Raw genomic sequence first — 12,959 nt, 5'->3', positions numbered from 1 at the left:
CGGCCCCTGCCAGCTCCCGGGCGCACCCGGCGGGCCGCACACAACGTGACGTATCACCAGTGTAGCACGTCATATCGTTCGACATTCGTGCGCCGCCTCCCCAAAATCCCCTCCATGCCCTACGAACACATCGCAACCGAACTCTCCGACGGTATCCTCACCATCACCCTCGACCGCCCAGAGCAGCTCAACGCCTTCACGGCCACCATGCAGCGCGAGCTCATCGCCGCCTTCGACGAAGCCGACGCCGACGACGCCGTCCGCGTCATCGTCGTCACCGGCCGCGGCCGCGCGTTCTGCGCCGGCGCCGACCTCTCTGCCGGGCCCTCCACCTTCGATGCCGGGGCCCGCGGCCGCCCCGCCGACATCCGCGAGTACCGCGACGGCGGCGGCATGGTCACCCTCCGTATCTTCGAACTGAAGAAGCCAATCATCGCCGCGATCAACGGCCCGGCGGTCGGCGTTGGCGTGACCATGACCCTCGCCATGGATGTCCGCCTCGCCAGCGAAAACGCCCGCTTCGGCTTCGTCTTCGCCCGGCGCGGCATCGTCCCAGAGGCCGCCAGCTCCTGGTTCCTCCCCCGCGCCGTCGGCATCCAGCAGGCGATGGAGTGGGTCGCCACCGGCCGCGTCTTCGACGCCCAGGAGGCGCTCCGCGGCCGCCTCGTCCGCTCCGTCCACCCGCCCGAAGAGCTGCTGCCCGCCGCCTATGCCCTCGCCCGCGAAATCGCCGACAACACCTCCGCCGTCTCCGTCGCCCTCAGCCGCCAGCTCCTGTGGCGCGGGCTCGTCGCCGACCACCCGATGAAAGCGCACATGGCCGACTCCCGCGGCATCCTCATCATGGGCGCCAGCCCTGATGTCAAAGAGGGCGTCGCCGCCTTCCTCGAAAAGCGCAAACCCAACTTCACCATGTCCGTCTCAAAGGACCTGCCCGACCTCTTCCCCTTCTACAAAACCCCCGAATTCGAATAACCCGCCCGCCGCGTCAGCGAGCCGGGAGCGACGCTATCCCGCTCCCCGCTCCCCGCTCCCTCATCCCTCCTCCCTCCTCCCTCCTCCCTCCTCCCCCGGCGGGGCAGGGGGCTCGGGCGGGGCCCCCTCCTCCCTCCTCCCTCGGCGGGGCAGGGCGCCGGTGCGGGGCTCCCTCATCCCTCCTCCCTCGGCGGGGCAGGGCGGCGGTGCGGGGCTCCCTCATCCCTCCTCCCTCCTCCCTCGGCGGGGCAGGGGCTCGGGCGGGGCCCCCTCCTCCCTCATCCCCCAAGCCGTTCCAGCCGCCGCCGCAGCGCCTCCATCCCGTACTCCCCGCTCCCCGGCCGCACCAGTCCTCGCTCCGCCAGCGCCACCACCTCCTCCATCAGCGCCAGCGCCCCAGCGCGGTCCCCGAGCCGCCGCTCCCGCAGCTTCGCCAGCTCCACGTACGGCGCCACCCGCCGCGACCTGGGCTCCGCCAGCAGCCGCTCCCAGCACGCCGCCGCCTGCTCCCACGCCCCCGCTTTCTGGTAGGCCCGCGCCGCCCGCTCCAGCGCCTCCAGCCGCTCCGCCCGCGGAAGCCCCTGCGCAATCGCCGCCTCGTACCGCCTCGCGGCCTCCAGCCAGTCGCCCGCGTACGCTGCTGCCCGCGCCGCCTGCAGCGGCCGGCCCGGGTCATCGCACGATGACCCCAAATACGCCGCCAGCGCCACCAGCGAGAGCACGTCCCACGCGTTATGCCGCAGCACCGGCAGAATGTGCGTCGGGTCGCCCGTCCGCGCGAACCACCGGTACCGCTCCGGCACCTCCGCCGACGGGCAGTCGTCCTCCCGCTCAAATCCCAGCAGCTCCCGCTCCACCACCGCCAGCCGGTGTGAGCTGAACGCCCCCTTGAAGAGGCGCCGGTTCGGGTGCAGCAGGTCGAGGTGCGGCAGGTCGCGCAGCCGCGGCCGCATCCGCGCGAGCACGTACCGCGTCTCCAGCGCTGGGATGTCGAACGCCTTGCCGTTGTAGCTCACGAGCCCGCCCGCCTCCTCCAGCTCCTCCCCCAGTCCGCCGAGCAGCCCGCCCTCGTACTCCGGCCCCGGCAGCAGGTACTGCCGCAGCCGCAGCTCCGTCCCCTCGAATCGCGCCACGCCGCAGAGGAACACCATCGTCCCTGCCCCGCCCAGCCCGGTCGTCTCCGTGTCCACGAACCGCAGCCGCGCCGGCTCCAGCTCCGCCAGCCGAGCATCGCGCACCTGCTGCGCCAGCCGCCCGAGCGGCAGCGCCAGCGCCCGCCGGAGCGGAACCTCACCGTGGTAATGCCCGGCATCGTACACGCTTTCAATCACGTACGCCGGCCCCAGCGGCGTTTCGAACCACCGGCCCCCCAACCGCGAAAGGTCGGCCCGCTCCGTCACGCTCCGGTCGAACGCCCCGGTATCCCGCCGGACCGGCTGGTGCAGCGCAGCCCGGAGCCGCTCCCGCAGCCCCTGCGCATCCCGTTCGAACATGTGTGCGAGCGTAGCCGCGAACGCCCGCTCCGCGCAATTACCCCCGCTGCCGCCCCGAGACCGCCCGCGCGCAGGCCCACCGGAACAGTTCGCCCGCCGTCGGGTAGGGGTGGATGGTGCCCGCAACCTGCCGGTCCGTCAGCCCGTGCTGGATGGCAAGGCAGGCTTCGCCGGCCAGCGTGCTCGCCCGCGCGCAGAGGAAGTGCGCCCCCAGCAGCGCGCCCGTCTCCGCGTCGACCACCACCTTCGCGAAGCCCTCCACCTGCCCCGTCGTCCGGAACCAGTCCAGCTCCCGTGCAGCGAGCATCCCCGTCGCCACCGCCAGCCCCCGCTCCCGCGCCTGCGCCTCCGTCATCCCGGCGTGCCCAATCTCCGGGTCGGTGAAAATCGCCCACGGCACAATCGCGTCCGGGATCGGTTCGCACACCCCCTCAGCGATGTGCTTCGCAATGTGGTGCGCCTGGTACGCAGCGTAGTGCGTGAACTGGAACTTGCCCGTCACGTCGCCGGCCGCCCACGTCCCCGGTACGCTCGTCCGCCCGCACGGCTCGATGGCAATGAACCCCCGGCTGTCGCGCGCCAGCCCCAGCTCGGCCAGCCCCGCCGGGATGACCGGTTTCCGCCCTGCCGCGACCAGCACGTCGTCGACCACAAACCGGCCGTCGGCCGTCTCGAGTGCCACCGTGCCATCGGCGAGCCGCTCCGCCCGCGCCAGCTTCGCGCCGGTGACGACCCGGATGCCCTCCGCCTCGAAGATCCGCTGCAGCTCCAGCGACACCTCTGGCTCCTCGGTCGCGGCGATCCGGTCCAGCGCTTCGAACAGCGTCACCTCGCTCCCGAGCCGGTGGAGCGCCTGCCCCAGCTCCAGCCCGATCGGCCCTCCGCCGATGACCGCCAGCCGGCGCGGCAGCTGCGCAACCCGGAAGATCGTCCGGTTCGTCAGCGGGCGCGCTTCGGCCAGCCCCGGGATCGGCGGCAGCCCCGGCTCTGTGCCCGTCGCCACGACCACGTCCGGCGCAACCAGCACGTCATCGCCGACCGCCACCCGGCCGGGCGCGAGGAACCGCGCCTCGCCCCAGTACAGGTCCACCCCGTCGCGGTCGAAGCCGCCGCCGGGGTCGTTGCCGCGGACCAGCAGCTGCACCGCATGCACCCGCGCCAGCGCCTCCGTCCAGGAAATCGGGTGGCGGCGCGCCTCCCGCGCAATCTCGATCAGCGCCTTGCTCGGCACGCAGCCGTCGTTCAGGCATTCGCCGCCCAGGTGCGCCTTCTCCACCAGCGCCACCTTCCGGCCCTGCCGCCCGAGCGTCCGGGCGATGTTGTCGCCCGCCGCCCCGTTGCCGATAACAACGAGCTCATACTGCCGCTCAATTCCAGCCACAGGCCTGCTCCCAAGAACAGATTCCGCCGGCGCACCATCCCGCCGGCCGCCCCCAGCCTACCACCCGCCCCCGGCTCCCGGCTCCCTGTTCCCATATCCCTCCTCCCCCGGCGGGGCAGTGAGGCCGGGCGGGGCTCCCTCCTCCCTTATCCTTCCTCCCCCGGCGGGGCAGTGAGGCCGGGCGGGGCTCCCTCCTCCCCGCTTAGTACGCCCGGGGCAGCGGCGTCGGCGTCCGCGTCGGCGGACGGGGCGTCGGCGTGGGCGTCGGCGTCCACGTCGGCGTCGGCGTAATCGTCGGTGTCGGCGTGACCGTCGGCGTGTTCGTCGGCGTCGGCGTCTCGGTCGGCGTCGGCGTCGCCGTCGGTGCGGCCGGCGCTGGTTTCGCGCCCCCGCCGGCCCCCGGGAACCACAGCGGCCCATCCGAGAGTGGCGTCCCTGGCGGGATCTTGAAGTCGAGGTAGTCCTCGGGATTGACCGGCGTATCCTGCCAGCGAATCTCGAAATGCAGGTGCTCCCCCGTCGAGAATCCCGAACTCCCCGTGATTCCCAGCACCACGTCGTTGTTCACGGCCTCGCCCGGCTTCACCAGCACCTGGCTCAGGTGCGCATACAGCGTCGACCACCCGTCGCCGCAGTCCACAATCACGTGGTACCCGTACGCCGACGAATAGTCGGTCGTCGCCACGGTCCCCGTGCACGCGCTGTACACCGGCGACCGGCTCAGCCCTTCCAGCGCAAGGTCGATCCCGCCGTGAATGCGGCCCGGCCCCCGGTTCGTCGCCCCGTACCGGTCGGTGACCCGGCTCCACGCCCGCAGCGGCAGCTGGAACCGGCTCACCGCCGCCTGCGCCACCTCCGCCCCCGGCAGCGCGTTCGAACCCGGCACCTCCACCGCTCCCTCCTCCGTGTGCAGCGCCGGCGTCAGGGTCGGCGTCGGCGAGGGCAGAGGCAGCCATCCGGCGGCTGCGCCCGCCCGGGCGGCCGGCTCCCCCGCAGCCGCCGAGGAGCCAGCGTCGCCGCCCGCCTCTGTCCCGCGCGGCTGCTGCGCAGTGACCACTGCCGCCACACTGGCCACCAGCGTGCCCGCCAGCATCACCCGCGCCGCGTGCGATACCCGCATCGGCAGCCGGACACGAACCCTCATCCCTCACAAACATCGGCTGCCGGCATCGCCGGCCACACCCCTGCACCGCCCCATCGCGTACACTCTCCCCATGCCCGACCCGCTCCGCGAGCGCTTCGAAATCGAGCGTCGCCGCACGGCCTTCCTCTCCTTCCTCGCGGGCGCCGGCATCGGCATCATCGCCGCCGACACGTGGTTCTCCCACTGGCTTGGCGTGCCGGGCGGCCTCGCCGTCGGTGCGTTCGCCTACGCCGTCACCTACGGCTACGACACCCTCATGTGGCGGCGCCGCCATGGCCGATGAGCTCTCCCACCTCGACGAACGCGGCGCCGCCCGCATGGTCGATGTCTCCGGCAAGCCCGAAACCGCCCGCGAAGCCGCGGCCGAAGCCCTCGTCCTCATGCAGCCGGCCACCCTCCGCCTCATCCTCGAAGGCGCCGTCCCCAAGGGCGATGTCATCGCAACGGCCCGCATCGCCGGCATCATGGCCGCCAAGCGCACCCCCGACCTCATCCCCCTCTGCCACCCCCTCCCCATCTCCGGCGTCTCCGTCGATATCGAACCCGCCGACGACCGCACCCTCCGCATCCGCGCTGTCGTTCGCACCACCGGGCGCACCGGCGTCGAAATGGAGGCCCTCACCGCTGCCGCCGTCGCCGCACTCACCATCTACGACATGTGCAAGGCCGCCGAAAAAGGCATCCGCATCGAAGGTGTCCGCCTCCTCGAGAAGCGCGGCGGCAAGAGCGGCCACTGGCTCGCCGACTCTGCGCCTCAATCCCCGTCCCGGTAGAGCCCCCGCGCCTCGATGAACGCCGCCACCGCATCGGGCACGAGGTAGCGGATCGGCCTGCCGGTCCGCACCCGCTCACGGATAAGCGTCGAACTCACCTCCAGCCGCGGCATGTCCACCCGCTCGAAGCCTGCCGGCGCCGGCGCTCCCGCCTTCTCCGCCACCACCACCCGCGCCAGCTCCCGGATCCGCTCCGGCGCCCGCCAGTTCGGCAGGTCGGCCGCCGCGTCGCTCCCGAGCACCAGCACCAGCTCCCGCCACCCCTCCGCATACAGCTCCTCGAGCGTCTCGACCGTATAGCTCGGCCCGGGGCGGCGCGTCTCCCGCGCGTCCACCGCGAAGGCTGGATTGCCCGCCGTCGCCAGCCGCGTCATCTCCAGCCGGAGCGCCGCCGGGGTCACCCGCCGCCCTGCCACGCCGCCCGCCCGCGCATTCTCCGGCGTCGGCGTCCCCGTCTTCCGGTACGGGTCCCCCGCCGGGATGAACAGCACCCGCCCGCACCCGAACTGCCAGCGCGCACACTCCGCCAGCACCAGGTGCCCCAGGTGGGGCGGGTCGAACGTTCCCCCCACGATCAGCAGCGGTCCTCCGGCCACGCCGGCAGTCTCCCTCCGGGGCGCCCCGGCGGCAACCGTTAGCACTCATTGACAGGGAGTGCTAATATACGCCTCGCAGACCACACACCCCTCCGAAGAGGTACCCATGGCAAAGCAGCTGCTCTTCGACGAAGAAGCACGTCATTCCCTGAAGCGCGGCATCGACGCCCTCGCCGATGCCGTCAAAATCACCCTCGGGCCCAAGGGCCGCAACGTCGTCCTCGATAAAAAGTTCGGCGCACCCACCATCACCAACGACGGCGTCACCATCGCCAAGGACATCGAACTCGAAGACCCCTTCGAGAACATCGGCGCCCAGCTGGCCAAGGAGATCGCCTCCAAGACCAACGACATCGCCGGTGACGGCACCACCACCGCCACCGTCCTCGGCCAGGCGATCGTCCAGGAAGGCCTGAAGAACGTCGCTGCCGGCGCCAACCCCATGGCCCTCAAGCGCGGCCTCGAAGCCGGCGCCGCCGCCCTCGTCGAAGCCATCAAGAAGAACAGCATCAAGGTCACCGAACGCGCCCAGATGGCGCAGGTCGCCACCATCTCCGCCAACAACGACCCTGCCATCGGCGAACTCATCGGCGAGTGCATGGAGAAGGTCGGCAAAGACGGCGTCATCACCGTCGAAGAGTCCAAGTCGATCCAGACCGAAGTCGAGTACGTCGACGGCATGGCCTTCGACCGCGGCTACATCTCCCCCTACTTCGTCACCAACCCCGAGCGGATGGAAGCCGTCGTCGAAGACCCCTACATCCTCATCACCGATAAGAAGCTCTCCTCCGTCCAGGAGATCCTCCCGGTCCTCGAGCGCATCCTCCAGGTCACCAAGAACCTCGTCATCATCTGCGGTGACCTCGAAGGCGAAGCCCTGGCCACCCTCGCCGTCAACAAGCTCCGCGGCACCCTCAACGTCCTCGCCGTCAAGGCCCCCGGCTTCGGCGACCGCCAGAAGGATAACCTCGGCGACATCGCCGTCCTGACCGGCGGCCAGGTCATCTCCGAAGAGATCGGCCGCACCCTCGAAAGCGTCGATATCAGCGACCTCGGCCGCGCCCGCCGCGTCGTCTCCACCAAGGAGGAGACCACCATCATCGAGGGCAAGGGCAAGAAGAAGGACATCGACGCCCGCATCGCCCAGATCCGCGCCATTCTCGAAGAAGCCAAGAGCGACTGGGACCGCGAGAAGGCCCAGGAGCGCCTCGGGAAGCTCGCCGGCTCCGTCGCCGTCATCAAGGTCGGCGCTGCCACCGAAGTCGAGCTCAAGGAGAAAAAGCACCGCGTTGAAGACGCCCTCAGCGCCACCCGCGCCGCGGTCGAGGAAGGCATCGTGCCCGGCGGCGGTGTCGCCCTCCTGAACGCCGCTCCCGCCCTCGATAAGCTGAAGCTCGAAGGCGACGAGGCCACCGGCGTCCGCATCCTCCGCCGCGCCCTCGAAGAGCCGCTCCGCCGCATCGCCATCAACGCCGGCAAGGACGGCTCCGTCATCGTCGAAGAGGTCAAGAAGCTCCCCAAGGGCCACGGCTACGACGCCGCCAAGGATGAGTTCGGCGATATGGTCGCCAAGGGCATCATCGACCCGGCCAAGGTCACCCGCTCCGCGATCGAAAACGCCGTCTCCATCGCCGCCATGGTCCTGACCACGAACTGCCTCGTCACCGAAAAGCCCGAAAAGGAGCAGAACCCGACCCCGCCGCCCATGTACTAACCGGCGGCAGCTCCCCGGGAATCGCCCGGCAATCCCCGAGGGGGTGGAACGGCACCAGCCGGACCACCCCCTCGCCATCCCCGACCACCCCAGCGGAGGCACCCATGCGCACCGAAAACGGGATCGATGTCGATATCCAGGCGATCGAGCGCATCCTCGCCGAAGGCGACCTCATCACCATCGGCTTCTCCCTCTTCCCCCTGCGCCTCCTCGTCGATACCCGCGAAAACGAACACGACGGCCAGTGGGCCGGCATCGTCGAGCCCGTCGCCTCCGTCCAGGAGCGCTACCTCTGGCTCGGCAAACACCGCGGCTCCTTCGGCCCGCCCCGCGCCTTCGCCTTCTTCGTCTGGCCCAAGACGGTCCGCAACCTCGTCGAGCGCGGCACCCTCGGCATCCTCCGCTCCCGCCTCCACGGCGATGCCCTCCGCCGCTTCGACGACGCCGTCGAACAGGCCCTCGAACTCGAGCGCGAAGCGATGAAGGAAGCCTGCCGCGGCTCCCGCGCCTGGCCCGCCATCTGGGAGGCTCAACCGCGCTCCTGAACCTGCCGATCATCCCGGTATGGAGCGCGCACCCAACGCCCTCTATATCCTCGAACACCGCCAAATCATCATCCGGGGCCAGGTGCAGGGCATCGGCATCCGCCTCTGGCTCCGCAACGTCGCCAACTCCCTCAACCTCTTCGGCTCCTGCCGCCTCCTCCCCGACGGCACCCTCCAGGTTCACGTCCAGGGCGAACGCAACCTCGTTAAGCAGTTCATCATCGCCTGCAAGCGCGGCCCCTCCGATGCCCGCATCGACGGCATCGAGGTCACCTCGCTCCCCCTCGACCAGCGCCTCGGCGCCTTCGTCGTCGAACGCTGACCGGCTCCTCCAGCCGTCGGATAAGGGAACCTTTATTCACGTCACAGATGTCACTGGTGCAAGCAGTGGCACAGAAGTAGCCTCGAGCCATGGCTGAGTGGTCTCTCTTCACCAATCACGCAAACGTCCTCCTCGCCATCACCCGCAACCCGGATATCCGCCTCCGCGAACTCGCCGCCGAAGTCGGCATCAGCGAGCGCGCCGTCAAGCGCATCGTCGCCGACCTCGAACGCGCCGGGTACCTCCAGCGTGAGCGCCACGGCCGCCGCAACCACTACCAGATCAACACCGAGGCCGCCGTCGCCACCCCCATCGCCCGCGGGGTCCACCTTGGCGCGCTCATCACCGCGCTCCTCCCCATGATCGCGCAGTCCATCTAGGACATCGCGCGACACCACGCCGGCGAGGCGGCACAATCCGCGCATGGACCTCTACGACGTCATGCGCACCGCCTTCTCCGCGCGCGAATTCACCGCCGACCCCGTCGAGGACGCCACCCTCTACCGCATCCTCGAAAACGCCCGCTTCGCCCCAAGCGGCGGCAACCGCCAGGGCTGGCGCGTCATCATCATCCGCGACCCCGCAACGAAAGCCGCCATCGCCGAAGCTGCCATCCCCGCTGCCCGTCGCTACGCAGCCCAGGTCGCCGCCGGCGAAAACCCCTGGAACACGGTCGTCCCCACCAAACTCACCCCCGAGCAGATCGCGGCCACCCCCGTCCCCCCGATCCTGACCGAGCCCTACCGCAATGCCCCCGTCCTCCTCGCGGTCTGCGTCGACCTCTCCGTCGTCGCCTCCATCGACCAGGAGCTCCCGCGGGTCGGCATCGCCAGCGGCGCCTCCATCTACCCCTTCGCCTGGAATATCCTCCTCGCCGCCCGCAACGAAGGGCTCGGCGGCACCCTGACCACCATGCCCATCGCCCGCGAGCCCGACCTCCAGGCCCTCCTCCACCTGCCCCCGCACGTCGCCGTCGCCACCATCATCACCCTCGGGCGCCCCGCCCGGCAGCTCACCCGCCTCCGCCGCAAGCCCGTCGAAGCCTTCGCCACCCTCGAGCGCTACGACGGCCCGCCCTTCACCCGCCCTGCCTGAGCCTGCCCGGCTGGCACCCTGCCCGCCGTTCGGGTACAGTTCCGCCGCACCTCCCACCGGGCTCCGCGCCCGCAGGCAGCAGCTCACCTCCAGGAAAGGCGATGCCATGACCTCACCCGAGCCCCAGGTCGTCTCCGTCCGGAACGGCATGTTCCAGGTCCCCGTCTACCGCAAGGGCACCGGTCAGCCGCTCCTCTACCTCCACGCCGCCGGTGGCATCCGCAAAGGCATGACCCCCGAAATGCTCGCCCTCGCCGAGCACTACGACGTCATCGTCCCCACCCACCCCGGCTGGGACGAAACCCCCGGCCTCGAGCACATCGACGACGTCCACGACATGGTCGTCTACTACCAGGACTTCTGCGACGCCATCGGCCTCACCTCCTTCTTCCTCGCCGGCCACTCCATCGGCGGCATGTTCGCTGCCGAACTCGCCGCCGCCCGCCCCGATATGGTCAAAAAGCTCGTCCTCGTCTGCCCCGTCGGCCTCTGGATGGACGAGGCGCCCGTCACCGACCTCTTCATCCTCATGCCCAACGAAATCCCCGGCGTCATCTTCGGCGACCTCTCCAACCCCGTCATCCCGAAGCTCTTCCCGCCGCCCGCCAACGAGGAAGAGATGGCCGAGGCCTACTACTTCCAGCTCGCTAACTTCAGCGCCACCGGCAAGTTCATCTGGCCCATCCCCGATAAGGGCCTGAAGAAGCGGCTCCACCGGATCAAGGCGCCGACCCTCATCGTCTGGGGCGACCAGGACAGGCTCGTCCCGCCCGCCTACGCCGAGCTCTTCCGCTCCAAGATTCCCAACGCCCAGGTCGCCATGATCCCCGGAGCCGGCCACATGGTCCCGCTCGAAAATACCCCCGAATTCACCCGCGTCGTGACGGAGTTCCTCGGCTAACCCCGCTCCGCCTCGACCCGGGTAACCGGGTCGCCGGTCCGCACCACGCCCTCCCGCAGCACCCGCGCGTACACCCGGCTCCACCCGGGGAACCGCGCGTGGTGGATCCGGTTGAAGTCGCCGCCCGCAAACGACGCCGCAATCGTCTTACATGGCGTTGTTGGCTGCGTGATCTCAATTTCCACCTCCCCGCCCAGCCGCCACCGCGTGCCCGGCGCCACCTCCGCCCAGTCCAGCCCGGCGATTGTCACGTTCTCCCCCGTCGTTCCGGGCGCGATCGGGTGCCCTTCCGCCTGCAGCGCCGCGATCAGGTCAGCCGAAAACAGGCAGAGCGCCCGCTCCGGCCCCCCGTGCACGTTCGGGTTCGCCTGCCGGTCGCCCTCCATCCCCAGCCGCGTCACCTGCGCCTCCGCCACCGGCAGCTTCGGCACCCCGCCCTGCGACACATTCAACGAAACGACCGTGCCTTTACCGGCCAGCTCACTGGCCATCTTCGCCTCCTTGGTTGCTGTTTGCGATCACCGCGAACGTCCCCAGTGCCTTCGCCGCCAGCCGGTCGCCGTTCCGAACCTCGGATTCCAGCACGATCACCCGTCGCCCGCGGTGGAGCACCCGCGACTCGCACACCAGCCGCCCCGCACGCACCGGCGCGATGTACACCACCTTCAGCTCGATGGTCGCGCACGATTCGTGCGGCTCAAGGACGCTGTAGACCGCGGCCCCCATCCCCGTATCGGCCAGCGTGTACACCACACCCCCGTGCACCACGCCGTGCGGGTTCAGGTGTTTCTCCTCCACCTCCAGCTCGCACCGGCTGAACCCTTCGCCCCGCTCCGTCATGTCGAACCCAACGAGCAGCTGGAAGCCCATCGGCGGCCGGGACTCCTTCGCCATGCGCGCATCCTGCCGTGCCGCGCGGCCGCCGTCCACCCCGGTCGCGTACACTGGCCCCATGGAGCCCGTCCTTGTCCTCCTCCCGGCGGCCTGCGCACCCGGCCTCACCTGGCCCGGCGCCGATGTGCACCGCTACTCCTCCCCGCTCGATGTCCCGGGCATCCTCGCCAGCTGCCCGCTGCCGGCCATCCTCGTCCGCGATGGCATCCCGGCCAGCCACGCAGAACGGATCGCCGACGTCATCCGCGCCCACCCCAGGCCCGTCATCGCCGTGGCGACAACCCCGTGGGACGGCGAAACGCCCGACCCTATCGCAGCCGCCTGCCGCGGCATCGTCGCCGGCTTCGGCCTGCGGGCCATCGACCGCCTGCTCGAACTCCTCCGGGCTGAGCCCTAGCGGCCAGGCCGGTCGCCCAGCTCCGCCCGCAGCGCACGGATCTGGTCCGCATGCTCCTCGCTGTGCGCTGCACCCCGCTGCAGGAGCTCCGCCACCGTCACCCGCTCCCCATCGACCAGCCCGTCGCGCCCGAACGCCTCCGCCGGGAACTGCCGCAGCAGCTCCGCATTCGAATACACGAGGGCGTCGTACAGCGCGAGCGCCGCTTCCGGGCTGCGCCAAAGGTACTGGAGCCGCCGTTTCCATCGCCCTTCGTCGAACCCCGGGAGCGCCGGCGGCTCCTCCTCAGCGAGCATGAACCGCAGCCGGCTCGCCCGGACCAGCTCCGCATCCGCGAGGTGCACCAGCACATCCCGCACGCTCCAGCCGCCGCTCCCCGCCCGGGAGATGACGCCCGGCCCGGCGCCGTTCACCGCCTCGCGCACCAGGGCCGGGCCGCGCACGTAGCGCGCCAGGACATCCTCCAGGTCAGCGGGCAGCCGCGCCATCGCACCATTCTACGGCCCGCGCCGCGGCTGCCTGCCCGCTGGAGCCCTCAGTCGTGCAATTCCGTTGCGGCCACCCGGTATGCGAGCGCCGAGCCGAGGAGCCGGCAGCTCCGGCGGTGGAGCTCCGCGGCCCGCGCCGCCTCAGCCGGGTCGGCGAAACACGCCCGCGCAGCCGGGCAGGTGCACCACACCTCCTCCCAGCCCCGCCGCGTCGCCATGAGCACCCGGTACGCCATCGCCC

18 protein-coding genes are annotated in these 12,959 nt (G+C 70.7%); 10 read left to right on the top strand and 8 right to left on the bottom strand.

Annotated elements, in window-relative coordinates; genetic code table 11:
* Positions 1-114 precede the first annotated feature (114 nt).
* A complete protein-coding gene (locus A9A59_RS00635; RefSeq protein ID WP_098502431.1) occupies positions 115-975 on the top strand; it encodes a crotonase/enoyl-CoA hydratase family protein in 861 nt (286 codons plus the stop codon).
* Between the two features lie 278 nt (positions 976-1,253).
* Here the strand turns inward: A9A59_RS00635 and A9A59_RS00630 are convergent, their stop codons facing one another.
* The 3 genes from A9A59_RS00630 to A9A59_RS00620 form a co-directional block, all read right to left on the bottom strand.
* The gene (locus A9A59_RS00630; RefSeq protein WP_098502430.1) at positions 1,254-2,468 is read right to left on the bottom strand and encodes a ribonuclease H-like domain-containing protein; all 1,215 of its coding nucleotides are present in this window, start codon (positions 2,466-2,468) and stop codon (positions 1,254-1,256) included.
* Between the two features lie 37 nt (positions 2,469-2,505).
* Entirely contained in the window at positions 2,506-3,849 is a 1,344-nt protein-coding gene (locus A9A59_RS00625) for a dihydrolipoyl dehydrogenase family protein (RefSeq protein ID WP_098502429.1), read from the bottom strand.
* Between the two features lie 202 nt (positions 3,850-4,051).
* Positions 4,052-4,993 (bottom strand): M23 family metallopeptidase, encoded by a 942-nt coding sequence (locus A9A59_RS00620; RefSeq protein ID WP_106427040.1) that lies wholly within the window; start codon positions 4,991-4,993, stop codon positions 4,052-4,054.
* 70 nt (positions 4,994-5,063) lie between these two features.
* On the opposite strand from A9A59_RS00620, the gene A9A59_RS00615 reads away from it, so the two are divergent.
* Together A9A59_RS00615 and moaC are read left to right on the top strand one after the other, a co-directional pair.
* Positions 5,064-5,276, top strand: coding sequence for a hypothetical protein (locus A9A59_RS00615; protein ID WP_098502427.1), 213 nt, complete (start codon positions 5,064-5,066; stop codon positions 5,274-5,276).
* Entirely contained in the window at positions 5,266-5,766 is a 501-nt protein-coding gene (gene moaC, locus A9A59_RS00610; protein ID WP_098502426.1) for a cyclic pyranopterin monophosphate synthase MoaC, read from the top strand. Before A9A59_RS00615 ends, moaC begins: the two co-directional genes overlap by 11 nt.
* Here moaC and nadD read toward each other — a convergent pair.
* Positions 5,748-6,362: a nicotinate-nucleotide adenylyltransferase gene (gene nadD / locus A9A59_RS00605; protein ID WP_098502425.1), complete on the bottom strand. Its 615-nt coding sequence runs from the start codon at positions 6,360-6,362 to the stop codon at positions 5,748-5,750. The genes moaC and nadD overlap by 19 nt on opposite strands.
* A gap of 106 nt (positions 6,363-6,468) precedes the next feature.
* On the opposite strand from nadD, the gene groL reads away from it, so the two are divergent.
* The 6 genes from groL (at position 6,469) to A9A59_RS00575 (ending at position 10,939) form a co-directional block, all read left to right on the top strand.
* Positions 6,469-8,076, top strand: coding sequence for a chaperonin GroEL (groL, locus tag A9A59_RS00600; protein ID WP_098502424.1), 1,608 nt, complete (start codon positions 6,469-6,471; stop codon positions 8,074-8,076).
* A 104-nt stretch (positions 8,077-8,180) separates the two neighbouring features.
* Positions 8,181-8,621 (top strand): hypothetical protein, encoded by a 441-nt coding sequence (locus A9A59_RS00595; RefSeq protein ID WP_098502423.1) that lies wholly within the window; start codon positions 8,181-8,183, stop codon positions 8,619-8,621.
* A gap of 19 nt (positions 8,622-8,640) precedes the next feature.
* On the top strand, positions 8,641-8,943 hold the full coding sequence (locus A9A59_RS00590) for an acylphosphatase (RefSeq protein ID WP_098502422.1): 303 nt from the start codon (positions 8,641-8,643) through the stop codon (positions 8,941-8,943).
* Between the two features lie 89 nt (positions 8,944-9,032).
* Complete coding sequence (locus tag A9A59_RS00585; RefSeq protein WP_098502421.1) at positions 9,033-9,323, top strand: helix-turn-helix transcriptional regulator; 291 nt, start codon at positions 9,033-9,035, stop codon at positions 9,321-9,323.
* Between the two features lie 43 nt (positions 9,324-9,366).
* Positions 9,367-10,038, top strand: a complete 672-nt coding sequence (locus A9A59_RS00580) for a nitroreductase family protein (protein WP_098502420.1) — start codon at positions 9,367-9,369, stop codon at positions 10,036-10,038.
* Positions 10,039-10,144: 106 nt separating this feature from the next.
* Entirely contained in the window at positions 10,145-10,939 is a 795-nt protein-coding gene (locus tag A9A59_RS00575) for an alpha/beta fold hydrolase (RefSeq protein WP_098502419.1), read from the top strand.
* Here A9A59_RS00575 and A9A59_RS00570 read toward each other — a convergent pair.
* Both A9A59_RS00570 and A9A59_RS00565 read right to left on the bottom strand, forming a co-directional pair.
* The gene (locus A9A59_RS00570) at positions 10,936-11,430 is read right to left on the bottom strand and encodes an MOSC domain-containing protein (RefSeq protein ID WP_098502418.1); all 495 of its coding nucleotides are present in this window, start codon (positions 11,428-11,430) and stop codon (positions 10,936-10,938) included. The genes A9A59_RS00575 and A9A59_RS00570 overlap by 4 nt on opposite strands.
* The gene (locus A9A59_RS00565) at positions 11,420-11,833 is read right to left on the bottom strand and encodes a PaaI family thioesterase (RefSeq protein WP_165772399.1); all 414 of its coding nucleotides are present in this window, start codon (positions 11,831-11,833) and stop codon (positions 11,420-11,422) included. The genes A9A59_RS00570 and A9A59_RS00565 overlap by 11 nt, the downstream gene beginning before the upstream one ends.
* 58 nt (positions 11,834-11,891) lie before the next feature.
* On the opposite strand from A9A59_RS00565, the gene A9A59_RS00560 reads away from it, so the two are divergent.
* Positions 11,892-12,230 (top strand): hypothetical protein, encoded by a 339-nt coding sequence (locus tag A9A59_RS00560; protein WP_098502416.1) that lies wholly within the window; start codon positions 11,892-11,894, stop codon positions 12,228-12,230.
* Here the strand turns inward: A9A59_RS00560 and A9A59_RS00555 are convergent.
* Together A9A59_RS00555 and A9A59_RS00550 are read right to left on the bottom strand one after the other, a co-directional pair.
* On the bottom strand, positions 12,227-12,718 hold the full coding sequence (locus A9A59_RS00555; protein ID WP_098502415.1) for a DinB family protein: 492 nt from the start codon (positions 12,716-12,718) through the stop codon (positions 12,227-12,229). The two genes, A9A59_RS00560 and A9A59_RS00555, sit on opposite strands and share 4 nt — an antisense overlap.
* 47 nt (positions 12,719-12,765) lie before the next feature.
* Positions 12,766-12,954: a hypothetical protein gene (locus A9A59_RS00550; RefSeq protein ID WP_098502414.1), complete on the bottom strand. Its 189-nt coding sequence runs from the start codon at positions 12,952-12,954 to the stop codon at positions 12,766-12,768.
* Between the last annotated feature and the right edge of the window lie 5 nt (positions 12,955-12,959).

Source organism: Tepidiforma thermophila (assembly GCF_002563855.1).
In the GTDB taxonomy this organism is placed as follows: Bacteria; Chloroflexota; Dehalococcoidia; order Tepidiformales; family Tepidiformaceae; genus Tepidiforma; species Tepidiforma thermophila.
Note: the sequence above shows the minus strand (reverse complement) of the source record. Positions and strands in the feature narration are given on the sequence as shown.